The sequence below is a fragment of the Calothrix sp. CBUCES-K 9914 genome, assembly GCF_059640475.1.
Map to the genome: position 1 here is coordinate 1 of NZ_JBXXZH010000145.1, position 24144 is coordinate 24144.

22 protein-coding genes are annotated in these 24144 nt (G+C 38.9%); 14 read left to right on the top strand and 8 right to left on the bottom strand.

Annotation, left to right across the window (positions count from 1 at the left end):
• From AC2JBO_RS27315 to AC2JBO_RS27330, 4 genes are all read right to left on the bottom strand, one after another.
• On the bottom strand, positions 1-1164 hold a 1164-nt coding region (locus tag AC2JBO_RS27315), incomplete at its 3' end, for a peroxidase family protein (protein WP_496956774.1).
• Positions 1165-1644: 480 nt separating this feature from the next.
• On the bottom strand, positions 1645-2802 hold the full coding sequence (locus AC2JBO_RS27320) for an XdhC family protein (RefSeq protein WP_496956775.1): 1158 nt from the start codon (positions 2800-2802) through the stop codon (positions 1645-1647).
• Between the two features lie 25 nt (positions 2803-2827).
• Positions 2828-5026: an FUSC family protein gene (locus AC2JBO_RS27325; protein ID WP_496956776.1), complete on the bottom strand. Its 2199-nt coding sequence runs from the start codon at positions 5024-5026 to the stop codon at positions 2828-2830.
• A 133-nt stretch (positions 5027-5159) separates the two neighbouring features.
• On the bottom strand, positions 5160-5471 hold the full coding sequence (locus tag AC2JBO_RS27330; RefSeq protein WP_496956777.1) for an NmrA family NAD(P)-binding protein: 312 nt from the start codon (positions 5469-5471) through the stop codon (positions 5160-5162).
• Between the two features lie 125 nt (positions 5472-5596).
• Between AC2JBO_RS27330 and AC2JBO_RS27335 the strand changes: the two genes are divergently transcribed.
• Positions 5597-6223, top strand: coding sequence for a TetR/AcrR family transcriptional regulator (locus tag AC2JBO_RS27335; RefSeq protein WP_496956778.1), 627 nt, complete (start codon positions 5597-5599; stop codon positions 6221-6223).
• 252 nt (positions 6224-6475) lie between these two features.
• Here AC2JBO_RS27335 and AC2JBO_RS27340 read toward each other — a convergent pair whose 3' ends face one another.
• Positions 6476-7405 carry a fasciclin domain-containing protein gene (locus AC2JBO_RS27340; RefSeq protein WP_496956779.1) on the bottom strand — a complete coding sequence of 310 codons (930 nt, stop codon included), beginning with the start codon at positions 7403-7405 and terminating at the stop codon, positions 6476-6478.
• Positions 7406-8160: 755 nt separating this feature from the next.
• On the opposite strand from AC2JBO_RS27340, the gene AC2JBO_RS27345 reads away from it, so the two are divergent.
• The 6 genes from AC2JBO_RS27345 to AC2JBO_RS27370 all read left to right on the top strand — a co-directional run bounded on the left by AC2JBO_RS27345 (position 8161) and on the right by AC2JBO_RS27370 (position 12510).
• On the top strand, positions 8161-8955 hold the full coding sequence (locus AC2JBO_RS27345) for a glutathione S-transferase family protein (protein WP_496956780.1): 795 nt from the start codon (positions 8161-8163) through the stop codon (positions 8953-8955).
• Between the two features lie 152 nt (positions 8956-9107).
• Positions 9108-10841, top strand: coding sequence for a helicase HerA domain-containing protein (locus tag AC2JBO_RS27350; RefSeq protein WP_496956781.1), 1734 nt, complete (start codon positions 9108-9110; stop codon positions 10839-10841).
• A gap of 277 nt (positions 10842-11118) precedes the next feature.
• Entirely contained in the window at positions 11119-11343 is a 225-nt protein-coding gene (locus tag AC2JBO_RS27355) for a hypothetical protein (protein ID WP_496956782.1), read from the top strand.
• Between the two features lie 62 nt (positions 11344-11405).
• Entirely contained in the window at positions 11406-11600 is a 195-nt protein-coding gene (locus tag AC2JBO_RS27360) for a DUF2281 domain-containing protein (RefSeq protein ID WP_496956783.1), read from the top strand.
• The gene (locus AC2JBO_RS27365; protein WP_496956784.1) at positions 11585-11917 is read left to right on the top strand and encodes a type II toxin-antitoxin system PemK/MazF family toxin; all 333 of its coding nucleotides are present in this window, start codon (positions 11585-11587) and stop codon (positions 11915-11917) included. The genes AC2JBO_RS27360 and AC2JBO_RS27365 overlap by 16 nt, the downstream gene beginning before the upstream one ends.
• A 29-nt stretch (positions 11918-11946) precedes the next feature.
• On the top strand, positions 11947-12510 hold the full coding sequence (locus AC2JBO_RS27370; RefSeq protein WP_496956785.1) for a hypothetical protein: 564 nt from the start codon (positions 11947-11949) through the stop codon (positions 12508-12510).
• A gap of 115 nt (positions 12511-12625) precedes the next feature.
• On the opposite strand, the gene AC2JBO_RS27375 is transcribed toward AC2JBO_RS27370, so the two are convergent.
• The gene (locus tag AC2JBO_RS27375; protein WP_496956786.1) at positions 12626-12793 is read right to left on the bottom strand and encodes a hypothetical protein; all 168 of its coding nucleotides are present in this window, start codon (positions 12791-12793) and stop codon (positions 12626-12628) included.
• Between the two features lie 24 nt (positions 12794-12817).
• Between AC2JBO_RS27375 and AC2JBO_RS27380 the strand changes: the two genes are divergently transcribed.
• The 4 genes from AC2JBO_RS27380 to AC2JBO_RS27395 all read left to right on the top strand — a co-directional run bounded on the left by AC2JBO_RS27380 (position 12818) and on the right by AC2JBO_RS27395 (position 17339).
• Positions 12818-13594 (top strand): nucleotidyltransferase domain-containing protein, encoded by a 777-nt coding sequence (locus AC2JBO_RS27380; protein WP_496956787.1) that lies wholly within the window; start codon positions 12818-12820, stop codon positions 13592-13594.
• Between the two features lie 4 nt (positions 13595-13598).
• On the top strand, positions 13599-13775 hold the full coding sequence (locus tag AC2JBO_RS27385) for a hypothetical protein (RefSeq protein WP_496956788.1): 177 nt from the start codon (positions 13599-13601) through the stop codon (positions 13773-13775).
• A gap of 89 nt (positions 13776-13864) precedes the next feature.
• Positions 13865-14248 carry a hypothetical protein gene (locus AC2JBO_RS27390; protein WP_496956789.1) on the top strand — a complete coding sequence of 128 codons (384 nt, stop codon included), beginning with the start codon at positions 13865-13867 and terminating at the stop codon, positions 14246-14248.
• A gap of 328 nt (positions 14249-14576) precedes the next feature.
• On the top strand, positions 14577-17339 hold the full coding sequence (locus tag AC2JBO_RS27395) for a CHAT domain-containing protein (protein WP_496956790.1): 2763 nt from the start codon (positions 14577-14579) through the stop codon (positions 17337-17339).
• A 111-nt stretch (positions 17340-17450) separates the two neighbouring features.
• Here the strand turns inward: AC2JBO_RS27395 and AC2JBO_RS27400 are convergent, their stop codons facing one another.
• On the bottom strand, positions 17451-18530 hold the full coding sequence (locus AC2JBO_RS27400; RefSeq protein ID WP_496956791.1) for a glycosyl transferase: 1080 nt from the start codon (positions 18528-18530) through the stop codon (positions 17451-17453).
• A gap of 252 nt (positions 18531-18782) precedes the next feature.
• Positions 18783-19955 (bottom strand): aminotransferase class V-fold PLP-dependent enzyme, encoded by a 1173-nt coding sequence (locus AC2JBO_RS27405; RefSeq protein WP_496956792.1) that lies wholly within the window; start codon positions 19953-19955, stop codon positions 18783-18785.
• Between the two features lie 94 nt (positions 19956-20049).
• Between AC2JBO_RS27405 and AC2JBO_RS27410 the strand changes: the two genes are divergently transcribed.
• The 3 genes from AC2JBO_RS27410 to AC2JBO_RS27420 form a co-directional block, all read left to right on the top strand.
• Positions 20050-21777, top strand: a complete 1728-nt coding sequence (locus tag AC2JBO_RS27410) for a TM0106 family RecB-like putative nuclease (RefSeq protein WP_496956793.1) — start codon at positions 20050-20052, stop codon at positions 21775-21777.
• Positions 21778-21856: 79 nt separating this feature from the next.
• Positions 21857-23044, top strand: coding sequence for an esterase-like activity of phytase family protein (locus AC2JBO_RS27415; RefSeq protein WP_496956794.1), 1188 nt, complete (start codon positions 21857-21859; stop codon positions 23042-23044).
• Between the two features lie 319 nt (positions 23045-23363).
• Positions 23364-24144, top strand: a 781-nt coding sequence (locus AC2JBO_RS27420; protein WP_496956795.1) for a serine/threonine protein kinase, incomplete at its 3' end; no start/stop codon positions are given.

A 24144-nucleotide genomic window follows, 5' to 3' on the forward strand; every position in this document is an offset into this window, starting at 1 on the left:
AACGCCCTGCCGATGGGCATCCGGTGTCTTTGGCGCATCAGGATTGCTCGGCTTCCACTGAATGGCACCTACTGGACTCTTTGTTTGTTCCCAATCGTACTTAAAAAGATTGCTTAGGTAACTGTTGTCCCACTGGGTTGGGTTTGGAGTCCACGATCCTTCGATCCCGTTCGTCATCGTATATTGGGCAAACCCAGTGCCTTCAGGGTTTTGCCACCCCAAGCCCATAGCCTGAATCGGCGCAGCTTCGGGTGCCGGACCGATCTTGTCCGGCGAGACCATACCATGACTTTTGCCAAAGGCATGACCACCTGCAATGAGCGCGACAGTTTCTTCGTCATTCATGCCCATACGCGCAAAAGTCTCGCGAATGTCTCGCGCCGAGCCATAGGGGTCGCCTTCAGCGTTTGGACCCTCTGGATTGACGTAAATTAGCGCTTGGTGCGAAGCTGCTAGCGGGTTTTCAAGGTCGTAGTATTCCTCGTTCGGCTTCCCAACCCACCGAATAGTGCGAGTAACCATCTCGTCAGGATGACCAGGGTGTTCTTTGACATCGTTAACCGGATCGCCGTTCCAGAACTCTGGTCCCCAGTATGTCGCACGATCCGCCTCCCAGGCATCAATGCGACCGCCACCAAAACCGAAGGTCTTAAACCCCATGATTTCGAGCGCGCAGTTGCCAGTCAGAGTCATTAGATCAGCCCAGCTTAGTGCTGCACCATATTTCTGCTTGATTGGCCATAGCAGCCGTCGTGATTTATCTGTGTTCCCATTATCCCACCACGAATTAATGGGTGCGAAGCGTTGCATACCCTGACTCGCTCCACCACGACCATCTGCGATCCGATAAGTGCCTGCGGCGTGCCACGCCATACGAATCATTTGAGGCCCATAATTACCATAGTCAGCTGGCCACCATTCTTTTGAATCCGTTAGCAGCACTTTGATGTCGCTCTTCAACTGTTCAAAGTCAATCTTCTCGAAGGCTCCCTTGTAATCAAAATCTCGCAGCGGGTTTGCTTGGGGCAAATTCTGGTGAAGCAGCTCGACCTGAAGTCGGTTTGGCCACCAATCATCAGTTTGCGGCTTAGAACCGAGCGCGCCACCGATACGTGTCCCACGGAAGGGACATTGTGCAGGAATAGCAGAAGGGTTGTTATTCATTAAAGTTCAATCCTCTCTAATCGTTTTCGCTAGCCAAGCTGCGTTGACTCCCGTCATTCGCACCGACTTGAACGGCGAGTGCCCTTATTGCTAGAACCTTTGCAAACGTAGAGATTCCTCTACAATTATCTTAGCATGATAAAACACTGAAATATACTTTACCCCAGTTATCAACTCTGAAAGTCAAGGATATTATATTATCTATCTTTAGTTAGATAAAGCTAATTTATACGCTTTAATCAATATATATCGTAGGTATGATTTAAAATCCTAATTTTATGCATAGCTTGACACCAATTAGATATATAGATATATAGATAAATATATATATATCTATATATATAAAGATTGTGCCAATACGCTGGATATAAGCTTTGACAGTACACCGTTGTTCAAATTGTTATAGATAACGGGTAGCCAAAACTAACATATTGGCGCCACAAAAAGTATAGTCACACAAAGAAAGGTTTTGGTGCAATATCATACCGTTATCAGATTTTGCGTTTTTATTAATGCATTATTAGGTTGGTGAATTGGCGAAGTACGATTTTTCAAAAAGCTTGCATTGCGGTTAGAGAGTACTGCTTGAACTTCAGCAATAATTGCCATTGCTATTTCTTCTGGAGTTTCTGCTCCAATATCAATACCAACTGGAGCGTGTAATTTTTCTAGCATCTCATACGTGTAAATTGTTTCTGCCGCACGCAAGTCAGCTAATAATCGTTCGATACGTTGCTTTGCACCTAAAACTCCTACATAACGGTTAGAAGATAAAAGCAACATCTTGACAATTTCGATGTCGTCAAGATAATTATGCGTCATAACTACAGTGGCTGTGCGTTCAGTTATAGATACTTGATGTATGGTTTCTCGGCGTGCGAGAATTATTTCATCAGCCATTGGGAAGCGTTCATAAGTGGCATTACTCGCACGGCAGTCAACAACCGTAACGTGCCAGCCAAGTGTTTTCGCGTACTTTGCTACAGGTACAGCGTCACGACCTGCACCAAAAATCAATAAGGGAGTAGGAGTTTGAATAACTTCGATGAATACTTCTGTATTACCGTTTGGTAAATAATATTTATTGACTGTAGATTTTTGATTGATAAGAGCAGTCTGTGCATCAGTAATCAAAGATTTAGTTAAAATTATATCTTTAACATCAGTGCTAATACTACCATCAGCATAAAGAAACAAACGGGCACCTATTTTAATACTTACTTCTCCTTGAGTATCAAAAACGGTAGCAATTACACCAAAATGGTTGTTACTAAAGCACTCTCCTATAAAACCTAATCCATTCATCGTATTATCTTTATCTAAAGATTCTATGAGAACTTGCACTACACCATTACAACCTAAACCAAAACCCCAAATAATATCTTCTGGCGCCGTGTTATCGTAGGTAACAACAATAGCTTTTGAATTTGACATTGATTGTCGAGTATGCTCTAATACATCATTTTCTAAACAACCACCGCTAATTGTCCCTACCATTTCACCTGTAGAAGTAATTAACATTTTGGCGCCAGGTCTACGGTAAGTTGAACCTTGAGTTTTAACTACAGTTGCGAGAAATACTGTTTCACCATTTTGAGTTGATTCAAAGGCTTGTAAAATTGCTTGTAGCTCGTTCATATATAGTTTCCTGTGTGTAGTATTTTTAGTTAGAATCAGTAGTGCCGACTTTGGAATGCATAACTGCAACTTGATTAACGATTCTGTCTAGTAACATACTAACAAAAGCATAGTTTATAACTGCGTTGTGTGTAGGTATATTACGTTGTTCAACTAGTTTTTCTGAATAAATGTGAATATTATCCAATTTTCTATCTAAAGGAGGAAGCGGTTGTGGTTGGCGCCTATTTTCAATCGCATCTGCTAAGTCTGAAAATACATCTTTGATTAAGAGAGTAAATTTGTCTAAGTCAGGTAGTTGAAGCTGTTTATCAAAACCATGAAGTTTTGCAAAGAGTGCTGTATTAATTTCAAAGAAACGCTCTAAACAGATAATTATAACCATTGAAGATTCAACAGAGCCATAATAGCTTTTTGGCTCACTTACAAGTTTCTGAAAAGATGCAGCAGTATTCGTATTTTCTAGTTCTGCTTGTCTGCGCGCTTCCCAAATTTCTTGCACATTTTCTTGATTTAAATAAGCAGTTAGTACTCGTTGATTATAAACTTGATTTGCTGTTATAGCGCGCGCAAGTTGTCTTGGAAAACGTAATCGTTCCCAACTTGGGAAAAGCAAGTATCCTCCTATTAATGCAAGTCCACCACCAATAATTGTATTGAGTATCCGAGTGCTAGCTAGTTGCCAATCTTCTACATCAGGGTTTACAAGGTTTAATAGTAGCACTACAAGCGGAGTAATAAAAATAGTAGCATAACCATAGTTAGCAGTTATTAGTGAAATAGCAGAAAACGTCATTAAAATAATAAAAATTAGCAGTATAAACTTGCTATGAATTGTAATTGCTAAAACAGTTCCTAAAACGGCGCCTATAATAGTGCCACCCATACGATGAAACGCACGTTGTAATATACTACCAAAATCAGGTTTGAGAATGACAACAACAGTAAGTGTTATCCAAAAACCATGTGGCAGGTGAAAAAGGTTATATACAATTATAGAAAATGCAGTAGTTATACCCACACGCAGCGCATGACGTAATATCACTGACTCGAAAGTAAAATTTGCCCGCAATGGTGTTAATAATGTAGAGACGCGATATATCGCGTCTTGATTAAACGGTGGAATTTTACTATCATCAATTTTCCAATAACCAACACAAAGACATTTAACTGTATCAACCGCAACAAGTATATACTCAATTAATTTCTCTGCAATTTGAGCAATATTGCTAGTATGGGCTTCGGCAAGCATTATTCGCAATTTACCCCGTTGTTGTTCAAGAGTCGCAATTATATTATTCATACTCTCGGTCTCAACAGCGGTAGCGTTGCCATTTTTAACTGCCAATACCAAGGTGCCACACGTAAGTGCCATTTGATTAAATGCATCTTTGACTAACATCCGAAAAGAGGCAATTTGATTTTGATTAACAGATTCGAGCAATTGTGTTAACACTATTGTTGTATCAAGCATTTGGTTAGCAATTTCAAATAGTACTAACAAATGCTCACCTGCAACATTAGCTCCGTGCTGTGTTAATCTGACTGCTATTAATTGAGAACGAGCTACTTCCAATGCGTCTCTTGCTTTTTGCTCTAATTCTATAATGTGTTCCGATTGCTCATTGGATATAGACCCTTGTTTAATAATCTCATCGAACGCTGTCATTAATCCTGTTAAAGAACTGTAACAGTTAGAAACTACATTTTGAATAGGCTGATAAGGTTTGAATAACCATAAAAAGAGTGATAGTATCGTTGCCCATGCTCCTCCAGCAATATTCTGTATAAAAACCTCAAAAGCTACGCCTAAGTTGTTAGGTAGATAAATAGCACTTAGAAAAGCAATGGAAACAACCAAACCAATTGCAGTACCAACACTACCATATACACCCGCAAACCCTGCACCAACACCCCAAAAAAACATTAAAGGTACTGCAAGCCAAATATATTTACCAACAAGTGTTCCTATAAATGCTGAAATAGCAACTCCAATTGTTGCCGTTATCATCACAACAGTTTTTGTTTGATAAGGGCTACCAACATCAGTTAAAGATACAAGTAAGGCGCCGACAGCAATAGTCATTCCAGTTAGAGTATGGTCTGTTACTACTCCTATAATTAATGGAACACCAACAGCTATTGCTGTACGAAGACCATTGAAAATTGCTATTTTTGTAGAATCAACAGAAATTAGTGATTGCAAGAAGCGAGTTTTACTCATTAATTTAAGCTTGTTGTAGGCACTGTTGCAGGCACTTCAAGTTTTGCCTAACAGTAAATTAACGCCTTGTTTAGAAGAAGTAATCAACTATCTTTTGGTAGAAATTGCAAATATCCTCAGTTGATGACAACTGTTAGCTAAATAGCGTCATATAGTCATGTGCAAATGTTTCAAAACTGCGCGCCGCATCAATGAAAGCAATTTGTTGTGCTTCTGCGCGCTCCGATGAGTTTGTTAGCAGAAACGCTCGTTCCACACCCCTCTGTGCGTTCAGCAAAGTTTCAGGACGCTCAAAATCACCCTCTACAACTTCAACGTTAGGTTCTGTAATCACAATAGCTCGCTCTCGGTTGCGAACCATCGCGCGTACTTTAAGGTTTTGTGCCGCGAGACGCTTTACAATTTCCGTACCGTTACTACCTGTGGCGCCAGTAACTAAAATCATTTGAATGCCCTCCCTATTAGATATGTAAGCAACAAACTAGAGTTGCCTGGTAAAATGTGAGCTATTACTCATATTGTATAAACGTCGTTCACTCAAATCAACTCGCATTTAATTGCCTCACCCAGATGCCTAGCAAAACTCGTACAACACCCCGTAAATTACCGCAACAAGACCGCTCGAAAGTTACGGTTGAAGCCATTATGATTGCAACTACTCGCATTTTGACTCAATTTGGTTACGAAAAAGCAAATACAAATCGAATTGCAGAGCTAGCTGGAGTCAGCATCGGGTCGTTGTATCAATATTTCCCAAATAAGGAAGCATTGGTAACAGCGCTTGCTGAACAGCATGTAAATACAATGATGGAGATTATCGAATCAAAACTGAAAGATTTATCAGAGGCGCCAATCGAAGTTATTTTGCACGAGTTAGTAAAAGCGTGTATTGCAGCTCATGCTGTTGATCCAATGCTGCATAAAGTGCTTAATGAACAAGTACCCCGCATCAACAACACGAATTTAGAAGAGGGAGTTACGGGTTTGCTTCGTACTTACCTAGAACAAAAATGCGACCAAATTCAGCCGCAAAATCTTGATTTAACAGTATTTATTTTAGTGCGTACAGTTGAAGCTTTGACTCATGCAGCAGTAATTGAGCGTCCAGAATTGCTGAGTAATGGACAGTTGGAGCAAGAAATTACAAACCTTTTATTGTCTTATTTAGTAGAAAAAACAAAAATGAACGAGAATTAGGTAAAATTTCCCAAGGTCTTTTAGTTGGTCGTGTAATGGCTGGTAAGCATTTACATCATCGAAGTGACTATTTACAATGTATCGCCCCCGTCCACTGCAAATCATGATTATTGAGTAATAGTTGGCACGAAAAAGCGGAGATTTATATGGCACCTGACTATGGACTTCTTCAAATCCCGGTAACTTTTACGAAACCGGGATTATTAAGATGTTGGGTGTCGCTACGCTCTACCCGACCTAAGGTAGAAATTTTTAGAGGTCAGGAGGTAAAATTACCTTGTTTATAACGTGAATTACACCGTTGCTGGCTTTAATGTCAGGTTGAACAACTGTTGCGTCGTTAACTTTTACACCAGTAGCAGGGTCTACTTTAATGCCAATGGGTCCACCTTGCAAACTCTTAACTTCGCCAGGTTTTAAGTCGGTAGAAAGTACCTGACCTGATACCACATGGTAGGTCAAGATTTTTACTAGCACTTCTTTATTTTCTGGTTTAAACAAGTCTCTAACTGCGTCTTGTGGCAACTCAGCAAACGCTGCGTCTGTTGGTGCAAAGACGGTGAAAGGACCTTTTCCTTGTAAGGTTTTAGTTAGTCCAGCAGCTTTGAGTGCTCTGGTTAGGGTTTTGAAAGAACCGTTTGCTTCAGCAAGGGCAATAATGTTTTTGTTTGAGTCGCTTTGACTTCCAGGTTTAGTACCAGGTGTTGTACCAGGTGTTGGTTCAGGTGTTGTACCAGGTGTTGTACCAGGTGTTGGTTCAGGTGTTGGTTCGGGTGTTGTTCCACTAGGAGGAGTTTCACCACCAGGTGCTGGTTTTGTAGTTGATGTAGAACCAGAGGCGCCACCACCAGGACAAGCGCTACGGTTGTATGGACACTCCTGTAAAATACCAGGGTTAGGATTTAATTTTGCCCCTGGAGTTGTCGTCTGAGCAGTTTGGGGCTGGGTTTTTTTCTTCTTCTTAGAATTTTCCTTTTGTGTATCGAGTGTTGGTTCGCTCGGTACATACTGTGTATTGGTCGGTACGCGCTCACTGCGACTGTAGGTTGTCTCCGAAAAAATACTGGGGTTCGGATTGAGTTTTCCTTGGGCGCCTGCTGGCAAGTTAATCAAGACACCAATGCCCGTTACTCCCACTACGCCAGCCAAAAAGGGCAGCAAATTGCTGTTATTAACCTTCATAAATCTATATTTGGCTTAGATTTCCACACATTACATAGAAGATATATAACATTTTTTTACGCACAATATCTAACAAAATTGAAATAATATTTTTACTTAAAAAGAATTGGTATTGATGATAAACATATATCCAACACGAGCGATTTTACCGTAGGCGCCTGCACAAATTGTCTATATACACGTGTCTAGTCGCAAGTGCTGGCATTACCAATAAAGCTGCTTGGGACTTTTGTTGTGTCTTCAGCACCTACCAAAAAAGTACCAACAGATATAATCTTAACTCAAAGTCAAAATATATACATCAGTATTAAACAATTAGTATTAAATTTATTTTGCTTATCAAGCCTAAAGTGCCTTTATGGTTACACTTTGGCTCGATTAACAGCCTATATCTATCAAAATATTTAAGTAAAATTTAATACATATTTTTAATATTTGATTGTATATTGAAATGTCTAAGTCGCCTGCACTAGCTCTCAAAATCGTACAGGACTGATGCAGTTATAAAATTGTTCCTATTATTTAAATTTTACGGGATAATATTCTAGGGATGAGTGTTATTTAGCCAACAATTATTATTGATGTTATGGTTTGTGTATGAGCTACTGTAATAATCTATCCTTAATCTCGATTAACTATACCGCTCGATAGTTGTGGTGTAAAAATCACCCCAACCTATAATTATGAATCGAATAAACTGAAATTAAAGATAAAATTGTACAATCTACGAGCCAACTAGTAGTAGGGAATACAAAATGCTAGAACTGTACCAATTTGAACTATCGCAATACTCAGAAAAGGTGCGATTGATTCTGGATTACAAAGGGCTTGATTACCGTAAAATCGAAGTTACACCCGGTATCGGACAAGTTGAGCTATTTCGGCTAACTGGACAGCGGCAAGTGCCAGTGCTTAAGGATGGTAGTAGATATATTGTGGATTCTACTGAGATTGCAAAATATCTAGACTCCGTATATCCCGACCGTCCGCTCATCCCATTGGACACTAAGCGTCGCGGTTTAACCTTGATGATGGAAGAATGGGCTGATGAGTCGATTGGTATAAAAGGAAGAAAGGCTTTATTCGGCGCCATTAGTACTGACCAGTATTTCCGCAAATCTTTGCTACCAACAACGACACCTGATATCTTAAGAACATTGGTAGAGGGGGTGCCAAGTGATTTGTTCAAAGCTTTGGGTTTGGGAGTTGGTTATAGCCAAGACGCAATTAAGAGCGCAACCGAAGACTTAAAGCAGGATTTGGAAGCATTATGTCTAATATTGCAGGATAGTCCTTATTTAACCGGAGATGAGCCGACTTTAGCCGACTTTGCCGTTGCAGGTTTATCTATATTGTTAAAATTCCCTGAAGGTGATTATTTAGATTTGCCAATTGGTGTTAGAGGTAAAGGTGTCCCCGAATTAGCGAATAATTTGGCTTACCAACGCTTTTTTACTTGGCGTGATAATTTGTACGCGCGCTACCGTAAACCCTTAGCATACACTTCTGTTTCAACTGGTGGCGCCCCTACTTCAATTCAAATTGATTAGACGCTACTTTCTCTGCGTATCTGTGGTAAAAGTAGGGTGGGCAGTGCCCACCTTACAACTATTTTTGGATATAGTACATTTTTTCTTGATTTTTTAACATAAGAATTAAAATTCGATTTAAGATATATCGAGAACATTATGTGCTTATTAACATGCAGCTGGGACAGCCGTTAGGTTCAATTACTCAAGGTTCGCTTACAGGTGGACTAGAAGTGCGTTTACACCCCGATATTTCAGTTGAAGATATGCGTGTCGGGAAATTTTTAGTAGTGCAGGGGATGCGGTCGCGTTTCTTTTGTATGTTGACTGATGTTGCACTCGGTATTGCTAACCAGCGAATTATTGCAAATCCTCCAAGTTGGGAAGATAGTTTTTTACGCGAAGTGTTGGCAGGTAGTGGTACTTATGGGACTATTAATCTGGCGCCGATGCTAATGTTTACTCCTGAAGTTGAGGAGAAACCAACATTCACGAATGGAAAATCTGCAAATCCGTTTGTTCCCAATGGATTAAATGGTTTAGCATCGTTTCAACCTCAAACCAGCACAACAATGGAATTGTTACCAGTAAAAACGATTCCCAGTCACTTTAGCCAAGTTTACGAAGCATCCGAAGAAGATTTTCGTCGCGTTTTTGGTTGGGAAGACGATATTCATCGCAAGAACTTCTCTATCGGCAAACCATTAGATATGGATGTTCCGGTTTGTATCGATTTAGACAGATTTGTCGAACGCAGTAATGGCGTATTTGGTAAATCTGGTACTGGGAAATCTTTTTTAACTCGTTTACTGTTAGCTGGGATAGTTCGCAAAAATGCCGGGGTTAACCTGATATTTGACATGCACTCCGAGTACGGATGGCAAGCCGTTTGCGAAGGTAAACAATACAGTACAGTTAAAGGATTAAAGCAATTATTCCCCGATAAAGTCGAAGTATATACCCTTGACCCAGCATCTACAAAACGTCGAGGTGTACAAAACGCTCAAGAATTATACCTTAGCTACGACCAAATCGAAGTTGAAGATATTCGTCTTTGTAGTCGTGACCTTGGACTTTCCGAAGCAAGTCTCGATAACGCGAATATACTCTTTGCCGAATTTGGAAAATCTTGGATTCTTCAATTAATCAACATGACCAACGAAGAAATCAAGACATTTTGCGAAGAAAAGCGCGGTCACCAAGGTTCTATCACAGCACTACAGCGTAAACTGTTACGGATGGAGAACTTAAAATACATGCGTTCAGCATGTCCGCAGAATTATGTCAACCAAATTTTAAAAACTCTTGAAGCTGGTAAAAACATTGTGATTGAGTTTGGTTCGCAGTCAGACATGTTATCGTATATGTTGGTGACAAACATGATTACACGTCGTATACACCAACATTATGTAGCCAAAGCCGAGAAATTTCTCCAATCAGGTAATGTGGCAGATAAACCGACTCAATTAGTAATTACTATTGAAGAAGCACACCGTTTCCTCGACCCTGCTATTGTTGCCAGTACTATCTTTGGAACCATCGCGCGCGAAATGCGGAAATATTTTGTAACTCTATTAGTAGTAGACCAGCGACCATCAGGAATTGATAATGAAGTTATGTCTCAAATAGGAACGCGCGTTACTGCTTTATTGAACGACGAAAAAGACATCGAAGCAATCTTTACAGGAGTATCAGGTGGTACTGCATTACGCTCAGTACTAGCAAAACTAGACTCAAAACAACAAGCACTAATTCTAGGTCACGCAGTACCAATGCCAGTAGTCGTGCGTACACGTCCTTACGATGAACAATTCTACCGCGAAATAGGAGACCCAATTTGGGAAGAAAAAGACGACGAAGAAGTATTTGCAGCAGCAGAATTAGCAAAAGCTGATTTAGGGTTTTAGTATAGTGAAAAGTGCTGAGTGCTGAGTGCTGAGTATAAATATATTGCAAACTGGTAAAATTTAGACTTAGTTTACGAGCGATGAAGCAAAAACTGTGTTTGATGACCCTGTTTATTTAATCTTCCCAGACCCAGACCACTCAATTGGCGCGCGAACGATTTATTATAATGGGAAAATCAACGCGAAACCAATTATTGGTTGTATCTTATACAGAGTGTGGTCAAATTACCTGGTTGATTAGTGTAAGAATAGCAACGCGCGTTTGAACGTAAAGTATATGAATCAGAATTATAACTCCAAATTTGAAGACGAATTACGCGACGAATATGATTTTAACAGTATACCAGTAGTGGCAAGAGGACTAGGACGAAAACATCCAAATAAGGTAACAATCGAATTAGAACCAGATGTTGCAGAAATATTTTCCAACTCTGTAGCAGTTAACGAAGCTTTACGCTTTCTAATTAAAATTACCCAGAAATCAATTCTTCAAACACAATAATTACAGTTATTGGCTAAATTATCTGATTATAGTATATTTATATAAATTCTTATGGAGACCAAATGAGTACAAAAGACGTTTTACTTAAAGAAATAGAACAAACACCGGAGTATCTGTTAACAGAAATTCTCGATTTTGTTCAATTTGTCAAAAATAAACACTTACAAGAAAAAATTGAGATAAGTATAATGAGTGAATCGTCGCTTGCAAAAGATTGGTTGAAACCTGAAGAGGATGAAGCATGGAAAGATTTGTAAAAGGTGATGTCGTTATTGTTCCTTTTCCTTTTTCAGACTTAACACAAACGAAAAGACGGCCTGCTTTGATAATAGCAACATTACGGGGAAATGACCTTATACTCTGTCAAATAACTAGCCGCATAATCACTGATGATTATGCAATTGTTCTTGAATCGGATGATTTTGCTGTAGGTGATTTAAAACAAAGTAGTCATATCAGACCAAATCGATTATTTACAGCAGACAGACAAATTATTATTTCAACAGCAGGTCAAGTTAAACCAGAAAAGCTTAACGAGGTTATCGAGAAAATAGTGAATATCTTACAACCATAATCAATACAATAACTATTTTCAAATTACTTATGGGATTGGCAAAAAAGGGAACTCGAATAATTACTGTAAACGAAACAACTTATAGATGGGTTGTCTCACCAAGTGATGGTTATCTATATTTAATTATTGAACACAGCGAGTTTTCAGGGCAAAGGCTTAACGCTGGGTTTAAATTCCATAATATTTACGTTTCTGACAAGGATGATAAATATAGGAGATGGGCACAAAGGCGCCTAATTACTCCCTCGTTGGTAAAATCTGTTATTCTCCTAGCTTTAGATAAAGGTTGGAAACCAACTCAGCATGGTCTGGGCTATTTTAGTATGTGGCTTGATGATGAATTCCCAATTCTTCAACAAGAAACATCGGGTATTCCTCTTGAAGATATTGCTGCGGATATTGCTCACGAGCTGCTTTATAAAGTAAGCGAGGATTATCAATGGCGCCAAAGATTATTTCATGCTAAAGTGGGCGAACGATTTGAGATTAGCAATGATAATGATTATAAACTAAAATTTGCTGCGTTTCTCGATGGTTGGACAGAAAACGGTTTTTGGTTTATTGCTGTTGAGTGTGTCAACTTCCCCATATAGTGTTTCATAGTATGAATGGGGTTTTGTAATATAATTTGTTATAAAAACTATAAATAACCTGCAAATAATTTATTTAAAACAGCTTCTTCAATTCTACCATCGCTCGTAGACCTTTCTATTTCAACCGAGCCATCATGGAAAACTCAACTTCCCATCTTTTCCCAGGAACTGCTACCGTAACGATGATTGCTTCATCTCGGTGATGGGCTAATATATAAGAAATCTTGTGCTGTTCTAACTGAGTCAGAAAATTCATTAATTTTATAAATCTATTACTGGTCATTTATCAAACCTCTTAATTAAATTTATGAGTATAATTACCAATCAATCTTCTCTTACAAAGGTGGCACCTGAGTATTTGAATTTGCTATCGAAACTCAAAACAAGAGTAACAAACCATTTTGGCGCCGACTTGCGTGCATACTATCTTTTAGGTAGTGTTGGAAGAGGTGAAAATTTACCAGGGGTTTCAGATATGGATACAGTTATCATCTTACAACGGGCGCCTAATAATGAAGATGAATTATGGGAAAAAGCTATTCAAGATGAATTTGAACCAAAATATCCAAGTCTTTCACGTCTAGATATTGGTTGTATAGAAGATAAGGACTTAAATGACCCAAATGCAAAACGGTTAAGGTTTATTTTTAAAACTGACAGCGTATTAGTTTGCGGTGAAGATATTACAGCGTCATTTTCATCTTATCCACCAGGAGTACAATTAGCCAAGATTTTAAATGCTGAGTATCGCAAAACGTTAGAGGAGGTACGAAAAGATATTCTTGAACCTGATGAAGAAGACCGAAATAACCTTAAATATGTAATGGAGTGCGCGCGGTGGGCAAGTAAGAAGGTTTTGCGCTTATGTTTGGGTGTAGTGATGGTTGATGAAGCATTTTATACTCGGAGAATGCAAGAGATTTTTGAAAAGTTTTTAGAGTTATATCCAGATTATAAGTTGCTAGCTGAAAAAGCTTTGAATCAATATATTAACCCAAGTAGTGATGTGAATGAAGCGGTTGATTTTATTGACGAGATGAGTGTGAGTATATATAGACTAGCTGATGACAAGTTTAAGTTATAAAAGTATGACACCTGAAGAGAAGCAAGAAATTTTAAATACCTATAAATGGATAAAAGTCAAGCTTTATGAAGATGATGAAACGAAGTCTTGGGAAGAACGGTATAAACAGCTAGAGAAGCATCATCTGGAAGAAACGAATTTTTTGATTAATAAAATTCGTGAACTTGTTCAAATATTGTGAGTGATTATAACTTGAATGTACAGCATAGGCGAGGAGGGCTGTGTTACGGGTCTTCAAAATAAGCGGCTGGAGCAGATATAACAATCTTTTTGAATAATCAAGGTTCTATAACAGCAGCAACAGTATCCGGTACTGGTAATGGTGGTAACATTAGTGTTAAAGCTCCTTTACTAGTTGCTGTTAAAAGCGAAAATAGTGATATTGCTGCCAACTCAGTAAACTCGTGCGATAGTCGCATAACAATCAATACTCAAGGTATTGTAGGTACTCGGTTTCATAATGCACCTACACCCAACAGTGACATTACAGCAACTGGCGCCAATTCTGAATTAAACGGCACTGTACAAATTAATACACCAGATATTGATCCAACTAAGGGATTAACAGAATTACCTTTAGAAGTTACTGACCAGAGTCGTTTAACACCTCAAGCATGTCCTGTATATAAAGGTAATTCATTTATGATTACATGACGCGGGGCATTACGATCGAGTTCTTGTGAAGCACGGGAGCAGTAATCTAACTACAACAGTTGACTGGGTGGGTATCCGAGGTGAAGGAGGACAAAGTGGGGAGGTAAGCAGCAAAAATCAACCAATAATTTAAAATTTAAAATTTAAAATTTAGAATTTAAAATTTAAAATTTAAAATCAAATAATAGAAGTGAATGCTTGAAAAGTAAATAAGTATGGAGAGGTAATATTAATAGCTTCGGAGCCTAATTTAATTCATATAAACAGTTCTGTGTCAGCTTGCACGTTTAATAATGCAGTTCGTTCAAATTAATGAGGTCTGGTGATAATGAAGAAAATTTTTAAAATTAAAATTCGGCAACGCGGCGCCAAAGCAATATTTATTTTCTTCGCTATATTATTCTTAGTCTGTAACATTCATCCACTTTCCCTTATTTCTGTAAAAGCAGCAGATATTTCGTCGAATCCTCAAGCGTTAGTTGAACAAGGTCGAAAATTATACGAAGTAGGAGAATTAACGCGCGCTAGTGAGATTTTGGTGCAAGCTATGCAAGTTTTTAAATCAGCAGGTGATAAGTTAGGGGAAGCAATGACACTAAGTAATCTCTCTTTGGTTGCTAAAAAACTTGGAAAATTAAACCAAGCAGAGAGTTATATTACACAAAGTCTTCAAATATTGACAAAATCAGAAATTCGTGCGGACAAAACATCAATACTACAAATACTTGCTGAAACTCTAGATATTCAAGGGCAAATACAATTAGAATTGGGTGACGCGGAAAAAGCTTTAGATACATGGAAACAAGCTGCAAGTATTTATGGTAAAATAAATGACGAAGTAGGTGTAACTCGTTGTTTAATAAATCAAAGTATAGCCCTGCAGGCTTTGGGGATGTACCGTCAAGCGCGCGCTAACATAGAAGAAATATATCCCCGTCTTGAAAAACAAACAGATTCTCTTGTAAAAGCAACTGCGTTACGCTCTTTAGGTAATGTTTTGCAACTAACTGGTTATTTAGAGAAGTCTGAGCAAATATTACAGCAAAGCCGCGACATTGCCACAAAATTACAATCTCCTCCACACATCAGTGCTGCTTTAATGAGTTTAGGTAATACTCAGTTAGCTTTAGCAAAAAGAGAAGTCGTACAGGAAATAAATACTAATTATGAACAGTTTACACCTGTACGCTGTCAAAGTCACCAAATTACTAAATATCCACTTGCAGTCAAATATTACAATCAAGCTACGGAATTATACGGTAAAGCTGTAAGTGCATCGAATTCACCACTCACACAAGTTCAAGCGCAACTTAATCAATTAAATGTTTTCCAAGACTTACAGAATTGGACGGAAGTGCAAAATTTATCAAATCAAATAAAAAGCAAGTTAAGTAATATACCACAAAGTCAGGCAGCAATTTATGCCCAAATCAATTTAGCACAACATTTAGTTTGTGCAAAAGAAGCTACCGCAGCAAACAACTTTAGCTGGAAAGATATTGCTCAAACTTTAGCTGTTTCTATTCAACAAGCGCAAAGTATTGACGATAAACGTTCTCAAGCTTATGGTTTAGGCGCCTTGGGTGCAGTATACTTGGAAAATCAAGATATAAATAATGCTATTAAGCTCACTCAACAAGGTTTAGCAATAGCTCAGGAGATTAAAGCAACAGATATAAGTTACTTATGGCAATGGCAATTAGGTTACATACTAAGAATGAAGGGAGATATTAAAGGAGCGATTAGTTCGTATAAAGAAACAGTAAATACACTTAAAGATTTGCGTAATGACTTGGTAGCATTAAATCCAGATGTGCAGTTTTCCTTTAGAGATAACGTTGAACCTGTTTATCGGCAATTTGTAGACTTACTTCTACAACCAGAAAATCATGACTTACAGAAACAACTACACTCAGCACTCAGCACTCAGCGCTCAACACTCAACACTCAAGAAAACTTAAAATTAGCGCGCGAAGCAATCGAAGGTTTACAATTAACTGAGTTAGAAAATTTCTTTCGTGAAGCTTGTTTACTGCCAAAAGCCAAGCAAATCGATGAAATTGTTGATAAAACCGATACAACATCAGCAGTTATTTATCCAATTATATTAAAAGACCGTTTAGGGATTATTGTCAAATTACCAACTCAACAGGAACTCAAATACTACACTACTTACAAAGCTTCACAGGATGTAGAAAGCGTTTTGGAACAACTTCAGGAAATGCTGAGGGAACCCGATAGAACTAACGATGTCAAGAAATTGTCATCACAAGTATATAGCTGGTTGATTCAACCAATTGAAAGTGAGCTTGCAACTTATAAAATTAAAACATTAGTTTTTGTTTTAGATGGTTCACTACGAAACATTCCTATGGCTGTTCTCTATGATCAAAAGCAAAAACAGTATTTAATTCAGAAATATGCTGTTGGTTTGGCACCAGGTTTACAGTTAATTGACCCAAAACCACTAGTAAGGAAAGAGTTAAATGCTTTAGCAGGTGGAGTCAGCGAAAAGCTTCAAGTTGATGGACGTTCATTTACTCCACTGCAAAATGTACCTGGAGAACTACAAAAAATCCAATCCACAATACCTAATAGTAAAGAGCTTCTCAACCAAACTTTTACCAAAGACAATGTACAGAGTCAAATTCAAAAGTTGCCATACACAGTAATTCATATGGCAACTCACGGTGAATTTAGCTCGAACGCTGATAAAACATTTATTTTGGCTTGGGAAAAACTTATAAAAGTCAAAGATTTTGATAGCTTACTGCGGTTGCGTTCTCAAAGTGAGTCTCGTCCTATTGAACTGCTCGTTCTCAGCGCTTGCCAAACTGCAACTGGAGACAAGCGCGCGACTTTGGGACTTGCTGGTATTGCTGTACGTGCAGGCGCCCGCAGCACTTTAGCAACATTATGGTCAGTAGACGATGCATCAACTGCTGTAATTATGAGCAAATTTTATCAATCATTAGCTAACACAAATGTACCTAAAGCTCAAGCATTAAGAAGCGCACAGCTAGCGGTGTTAACACAAGATGAAAATCCTTATTACTGGGCGCCTTATGTGTTGGTAGGAAATTGGCTGTAACCAAAAATAAAGCGAGTGGCACACAAAAACGTAGGGTGCGTGACGCTACGAAAAAATTTACTGCGTTATTATAAAACTCGTAGCGTCACGCACCAACTCGTGGCAGCTTTTTTAATGCTGTAAAAAGTCAATTACATTTTGAGCAATAATTTCATTACCATCTTTAGCAATTGGTTGAGGTAGACTTGGTTGGTCAAATGGTTGGTTGAGAAAATCCCAATCTCCTTCAAAAAATTCTTTTGGTAAGAGGATTTTGTGTTGATTGTAATTAGTAATACCCTTGATTAAGTATGCTGCTTCGGCGAAGTTATCGCGCGTGACGGTTGTTATGGGTAAATTGAGTTTAGTTGCTTCGGCAAAAGTTCCATAACCAGGTTTGGAAATGACTTGACCGCAAACAGGCATGATATCTACGGGACGGTATTTGTGGTTTGTAATTTTTAGTATATTTGGTAGGTCTGGCGCCGAAGCATCAAAGGTAATAAATTGCCAGTCGGGAAAGTTGTTGAGATTATCGTAAGGAAATTGCTGTAAACCTAAACCACCAAAGGTAAGTAGTGCGGTTTTTTGTTTAGGAGTATTAATTTTGTATATCGAACAAATTTCATCAGCAGTGTAGCGTGGAGAACCTCCTGTTAAACCCACGTCAGTAATATTGGGAAACATTGACATTGGTTCGTAGAAAGGAAGACGGAAAGTGCGGTCTGCTTTGCTGTAAAATTCGCTAATCCAATCAGCAATAGCTATAAATTCTCCACCCCAGTCACGATAAATAAAATCCCAGCCAAAGTTAGTCATCATCCAACAGGGTATACCAGCTGTCTTGGCTATTGGCGCCGCAAGAAAGGGAACATCTGCCAAAATCAGGTTAACACGGTTTTGACGGATAAAATTAACTTCGGAGGCAATTAGAGAGTTTTGGTTTTTCTTGATTTCTAGTAATTTTTCTAATGTTGCCTGTTTGTCCATTGTTAAGCTATCAGCTTGAACTACCCCTAAGTCATAAGCGCGCGGACGATGGATAAAGTCACCCTCAATATAACATTCTAGTAACCATCGCGGCGCCGTTGTCACCATAATTAGCAAAACTTCGGGAAATAGTTTTTGGATGGTATCGGCAATAGCAGCAGTACGGGTTGCGTGCCCAAAGCCGTGATTAGTGATAGCTATATATATAGTTGGACGTTGCATAATTATTCCTTCTTTGCGTTCTTTGCGACATGCAGCGGTTTGTTTATTTTTACCACAGAGACACAGAGAACACAGAGGCTCACCCGAATACACACTTCATATTAATATTGAGTTATCGAGTGTTTAATAAAGATATATATTTTTCAACAATACGGAGTAATAAGTATCTTAGCCTGCGAAGGCAGGCTTTGTTCGTGTAGCCTCACCCTTCTAGGGTGTGTGGTGTGTGGTGTGTGATGTGTGGGTGTGGGTTTATGTGCAAAATTGTTGAATAGTTGAAACCAACTCGTCAATTTCCGATTCGAGGGTGAAATAATGTACACAAGCACGCACGCAGTCAGGATTTAAGATAGTACGAGTTAGTATATTATGTTGTTTCTCTAGATAACTAACAAGTTTCTCGTGTCGCGCGGACGTTAGTTGAAATGAAACTAACCCACTTTGCGGTGGAAAGCTTAACAAGCACTTTACTTCAGGAATAGTTTGTAACTGGCGCCATAAGTACTCACTGTTTTTCAATATTTGTTCGTAACGTTCCTGAATGTTTCCCCATTGGTCGTGAGTTAGCATTGCTTCGTGTATTCCTGCGAGTAATGGGATATCAGAAGTAGCAATTTCATAACTTCGTCCATCCGGTTGCCAGTTTTGTGGATGCCCAGACGTATCAGTTATAACACTACGCCATCCAACAAATGTTGGTAGCAAATTTTCTTTCACTTCCGGACGCACGTACAATCCACCTAGCCCAGCGGCGCCGCACATCCATTTATGTCCAGTGAATGCGTAAAAGTCTACTCCTAATTGATTCACATCAAGGGGCATTGAACCGAACGACTGTGCAGCATCGACTAATAATAATGTTTGATTGGATTGGCACAATTGGGATATTTTATCAACTGATAAAACTTCACCTGTGTTCCAAAGAATATGACTAATAGCAAGCAAGCGTGTATTGGGGCGAAGGTGTTGGGCGATGATGTCGTGCTGGTTAGTTGCGGTTAAAATTGGGCAAGTTGTGACTTCAACTTGAAAACGGCACCTGATAGCTTGGGCAATTGCAATTACAGCGTGATGTTCACAATCCGTAAGTAGCAAATGGTCTCCCGGTTGCCAATCAATACCCCACATCGCGATGTTACAGCCTACGGTGACATTTTCAGTGAGGGTAATTGTTTCGGATGGGACATGTAAATGAGATGCAATATAGTCGCGGACTGTTGCGATTTGTTGATTGATCCACTTGTAAGCTGCATTGCCAAAGGGACCAAGTTGCTGAAGAAGAACTTGAGCTTCTGAAACTGCGTCGATAGCAGCTTGTGGCATTGGTCCTTGTCCACCATAGTTAAAGTAAGTTTTATTTGCCAATGCTGGAAACAGCGCGCGGTGAGTTTGTAGCTCAGTAGTTTGTTTATGAGTATTGGTCATGATTGGGATTGATTGTATAATGTGCTTTTACGAACACTGAGTTTAGTTACTTGTGTTACTCCTATTTAAGTCAAATTCTTGCTAGCCTAGAGGAATGTTAATTAATGCTGAACTGTTGCTGCAATATCAACGCTGTAGGCGCCGACCGTTTTTAGACATCCACGGTGACCATACACAGCGCTCAGAACCGACTGATTTGCTGGTTAAACTTCAACAAGATAAGATTATCCATCAAAAAGGTATTTTACGACGTATACAGCACACTCGACCGAGATATCGGTGGGGCGATTGGCGTGTGGGTGCTGTGGAGACTTTGGAATTGATGCGGCAAGGTGTTGATTGTATTTACCAAGGGGTAATGCTGGCAGATTATGCTGATATTGAGTGGCGTACTTATTTACAGGTAAGCAATAGCTTAGAGGAAGTTTTTGATACTGAGTTGAGTGCAGTCGCAGTTGCAGCTTTAGATTCCAACAACGATAATGTTTATACATTGCCTGTACTGATTGAAGCTTCTTTCAGTAATTACACGGCGCCGTTATTTTCTCCTTTTATTCCCAATCACAGGTATACGTTGGTAAGTTGTCCCGATTTGTTGATTAAGCAACCAGGAAAATCACGGTTTGGGGATTGGACGTATATTCCAACGACTATTGAGCTTGGGAAGCGTCCAAAACAGGAGTATCAAGTTATTGCTGCATATCATGCTGAACTATTAAAGATGACGCAAGGAGTGGAGCCAGCAACTGCTTGTTTGATGCTACGCTCAAAAGAAACGAGTTATAACGTTGATTTGCGAAGATGGACTGTGCAGATGCAGCGTATTTTAACAAATTGCGTCGAATCATTAGAAGCAGAGACTGCACCGGATATTTTTATCTCGCGCCAAAAATGCACTCTTTGCCATTGGTACAATGATTGTTATCAGGTTGCGCGCGCTTCACATCATCTCTCACTGTTGCCTGGAGTGACTCCAGTTCGTTATGCTCAACTTCAAGCTCTGAATATTAGGACTCCTGAATCTTTGGCTAATACAAATCCAGTTGATCTAGAAAATTTACCCGGATTTGACAGTTATATTGCACCGAAGTTGGTAATACAAGCTCAATCAATTACTGAAAATCGCGCGTTGCTGCTTCCTGACTCGATACGGAAAGTGGACGAAGACGATGCTGTATTGAAATCAGCATATACGTATACAAGTCTTTCTTCGCTGCGTCAAAGCCAAATTGCCGTAAAAGATGTTCGTCAGAATTACCCTGTGGAGTTGTATTTTGATATCGAAGCGCAACCAGATTTGAATCTTAATTACTTGTTGGGAGTTTTAGTCATTGATAAAGTAGCGAAAACAGAGCAGTTTTATTCCTTTATGGCAGAAAAACCCGAAGATGAAGGGTTAGTTTGGCAGCAGTTCGTGGATTTAGTCAATCAATACCCGGAGGCGCCGATTTACCATTTTTGTGTGTACGAGTTTGATACCGTAAAACGGTTAGCGAAATTATACCGCACTCAATACGATGTAGTGTTGCCAATACTGAGTCGCTTTGTTGATATTTATGAGGAGTTGATTAAAAGCGTGACTTTACCCATCGAAAGCTACGCGCTTAAAGTGATTGCTAAGTGGTTAGGTTTTGAGTGGCGTGATAGCGATGCAAGTGGAGCTAAGTGTATTTACTGGTATGACCAATGGTTAAAAACGGGTAATCGTGCAATGCTTTCAATTATCCAACGCTATAACGAAGATGACTGTCGCGCGACACGCTGTGTTAAAGACTGGTTATTTAATTTCTTTGAATCAAATTCTTTAAAAAAGCATGTTTAGTACTTAGGTATTGTCGAGGCACGAAGCTCATATTTTTATGTGATATCGTGTTTATGATTTTAACGATATGAGTATGGTTATGCAGCTAATCAGAAAAAACAAAGGCTTACAGTTCATTGTTTTCTTTTGTATACCAATTATCATTATTAGTTTATTTTTTTTGAATTTACCTTCGTCCGCTGTTGAGATTACTGGTATTGATTTTGTCGGACAAACAGTTATCCCAACAGGGACAATTTTTCAAAATACACCTATTGGTGGGTTGTCTGGGATTACTTATGATGATAAAAACCAGCTTTATTATGCAATTTCAGATGACCGCAGTGAAAAAGCTCCAGCACGTTTTTATACCTTAAGAATTGATTTGAGTCAGGGAAAATTGATTTCGGGTGGAGTGGCGCCTGTAGGGGTTACTCTATTATTAGATAAGAATAATCAGAATTTTGCCCCCGGTACGATTGACTCAGAAGGAATTGCAATAACGAATCGGGAAAGTGTGTTTGTATCTTCCGAAGGTGATGCGGCAAAGTTGATTAATCCGTTTATCAAAGAATTTTCGCTTGCTTCTGGTAAAGAAATTAGCAGTTTACCGATTTCTGATAAGTTTTTGCCTTCACGTGATGGTAAGACAGGTATTCGCAACAACTTGGCACTTGAAAGCCTTACCATTACACCTGATAATAAGTATTTGTTCTCAGCTACCGAAAATGCACTGATTCAAGACGGTTCTGAAGCGAAAGCAGGAGTAGCCACACGTTGTCGAATTTTGCAATACAGTCTTTCTACAAATCAACTGGAAAAGGAATATTTGTACGAAACTGAAGCGGTAAAACCATTGATTAACCTTACTGGTAAATATGCTCAGGGTCTACCAGACTTGCATGCGATTGATAATCAAGGGCATTTTCTCAGTATTGAGCGCGCGTTTACAGGTTTGGGTTTCGCAATTTCGCTGTTTCAAGTTTCCCTTGAGGGTGCTACTGACATACATAATGTTGACAGTATGAAGGCTGTAGACACAAAGGATATCAAACCTGTCCAGAAAAAACTACTGTTAGATTTACGTAAGCTCGATGTTTCGCTCGATAATATCGAAGGTTTGACGCTGGGTCGGTTATTACCGAATGGACAACCAACGTTAATTCTTGTTAGCGATAATAATTTTCAGACAATCCAGCGTACACAATTCCTTGCTTTTAGGCTAAAAACTGCTTCAAAGTCGCTATTACAACGATTACTACGTCGTTTTCTTCCAGGTCAAGAGTAAAAAGTTGCCTCTGAGAGTTAGATTACACTTTAGCAGCTTACACATAAGTAGATGTACTGAAGTCATCATTGCCGCTGTAAGAGCGGCTTTTATGTTTCAGTGTAATTTCTCATACGGATAGCTTGAAGTATGTGTTAAACCTGATTTAGATAGTTTTACAGAGACTATTTATTGACTATATATATATTTTATATTTGCTTCAACTATGTTTTACGCGCTTTATTCGATTCACTCTTCCGAATGTGATTTGATCAAAGCTATACTGGAAAAGTAAATATATTTAATCCCAGTTATAGCTAGAAGGTGAGAAATTATATTTATGAGTACTTTTATGGTATCGGATATCCAAAATGAAGCAATGCATAAGGCAGAGTTGGACGGATACATCGGAACATTTTTAAATAATCGCTATTTAATTAGAGATTTGATTGGCAAAGGTGGAATGGGTAGGGTCTACCTTGCTGAGGATGCTGCCAAGGGTGGAATGCCAGTAGCAATCAAGGTTTTGACTTTGAGTCTTGATAATCAGCAGATATCACAACGCTTTGGAAGAGAAATTTTTATCGGCGCCCAATTAGGACGGAAAAGTCCGCATATTGCTCGTGTTCTTAGTTATGGTGTTACAGATGATAAAACTCCTTTTTATGTAATGGAGTATCTGCAAGGACAAAATCTCAAAGCTATGATTAAGTCGAATTCTTTAAGTATTTCAATATCTTTAAAAATTATTCATAAAATTTGTTTAGGTTTACAATGCGCGCATCGTGGCATTAGCCTAAAAGGTGAAATTTATCCTGTTTTACACCGTGATATAAAACCTGAAAATATTTTTATTGCAGAAGATGTTAAAGATGGCGATGTAGTCAAAATTCTCGACTTCGGCATTGCAAAGTTTTTAACCGAGCGCGCGGGGATGACCCTAACTGAATCTTTTATCGGCAGTTTACCTTATTGTTCTCCCGAACACATGGAAGGACGAAAGTTAATAGATGTTCGTTCTGATATTTATAGTTTGGGAGTACTGATGTATGAAATGCTTACTGGAAAACATCCTTTTGCAATCAAAAGTAGTGCTTTTGGTGACTGGTATCAAGTACATA

Excerpts from the sequence above, each read along its gene's own strand:
- AC2JBO_RS27320 (WP_496956775.1), bottom strand. The coding sequence starts at position 2,802 with ATGAACGAGCTACAAGCAATTTTACAAGCCTTTGAATCAACTCAAAAT.
- AC2JBO_RS27325 (WP_496956776.1), bottom strand. The coding sequence starts at position 5,026 with ATGAGTAAAACTCGCTTCTTGCAATCACTAATTTCTGTTGATTCTACA.
- AC2JBO_RS27330 (WP_496956777.1), bottom strand. The coding sequence starts at position 5,471 with ATGATTTTAGTTACTGGCGCCACAGGTAGTAACGGTACGGAAATTGTA.
- AC2JBO_RS27335 (WP_496956778.1), top strand. The coding sequence starts at position 5,597 with ATGCCTAGCAAAACTCGTACAACACCCCGTAAATTACCGCAACAAGAC.
- AC2JBO_RS27340 (WP_496956779.1), bottom strand. The coding sequence starts at position 7,405 with ATGAAGGTTAATAACAGCAATTTGCTGCCCTTTTTGGCTGGCGTAGTG.
- AC2JBO_RS27345 (WP_496956780.1), top strand. The coding sequence starts at position 8,161 with ATGCTAGAACTGTACCAATTTGAACTATCGCAATACTCAGAAAAGGTG.
- AC2JBO_RS27350 (WP_496956781.1), top strand. The coding sequence starts at position 9,108 with ATGCAGCTGGGACAGCCGTTAGGTTCAATTACTCAAGGTTCGCTTACA.
- AC2JBO_RS27355 (WP_496956782.1), top strand. The coding sequence starts at position 11,119 with ATGAATCAGAATTATAACTCCAAATTTGAAGACGAATTACGCGACGAA.
- AC2JBO_RS27360 (WP_496956783.1), top strand. The coding sequence starts at position 11,406 with ATGAGTACAAAAGACGTTTTACTTAAAGAAATAGAACAAACACCGGAG.
- AC2JBO_RS27365 (WP_496956784.1), top strand. The coding sequence starts at position 11,585 with ATGGAAAGATTTGTAAAAGGTGATGTCGTTATTGTTCCTTTTCCTTTT.
- AC2JBO_RS27370 (WP_496956785.1), top strand. The coding sequence starts at position 11,947 with ATGGGATTGGCAAAAAAGGGAACTCGAATAATTACTGTAAACGAAACA.
- AC2JBO_RS27375 (WP_496956786.1), bottom strand. The coding sequence starts at position 12,793 with ATGACCAGTAATAGATTTATAAAATTAATGAATTTTCTGACTCAGTTA.
- AC2JBO_RS27380 (WP_496956787.1), top strand. The coding sequence starts at position 12,818 with ATGAGTATAATTACCAATCAATCTTCTCTTACAAAGGTGGCACCTGAG.
- AC2JBO_RS27385 (WP_496956788.1), top strand. The coding sequence starts at position 13,599 with ATGACACCTGAAGAGAAGCAAGAAATTTTAAATACCTATAAATGGATA.
- AC2JBO_RS27395 (WP_496956790.1), top strand. The coding sequence starts at position 14,577 with ATGAAGAAAATTTTTAAAATTAAAATTCGGCAACGCGGCGCCAAAGCA.
- AC2JBO_RS27400 (WP_496956791.1), bottom strand. The coding sequence starts at position 18,530 with ATGCAACGTCCAACTATATATATAGCTATCACTAATCACGGCTTTGGG.
- AC2JBO_RS27405 (WP_496956792.1), bottom strand. The coding sequence starts at position 19,955 with ATGACCAATACTCATAAACAAACTACTGAGCTACAAACTCACCGCGCG.
- AC2JBO_RS27410 (WP_496956793.1), top strand. The coding sequence starts at position 20,050 with ATGTTAATTAATGCTGAACTGTTGCTGCAATATCAACGCTGTAGGCGC.
- AC2JBO_RS27415 (WP_496956794.1), top strand. The coding sequence starts at position 21,857 with ATGCAGCTAATCAGAAAAAACAAAGGCTTACAGTTCATTGTTTTCTTT.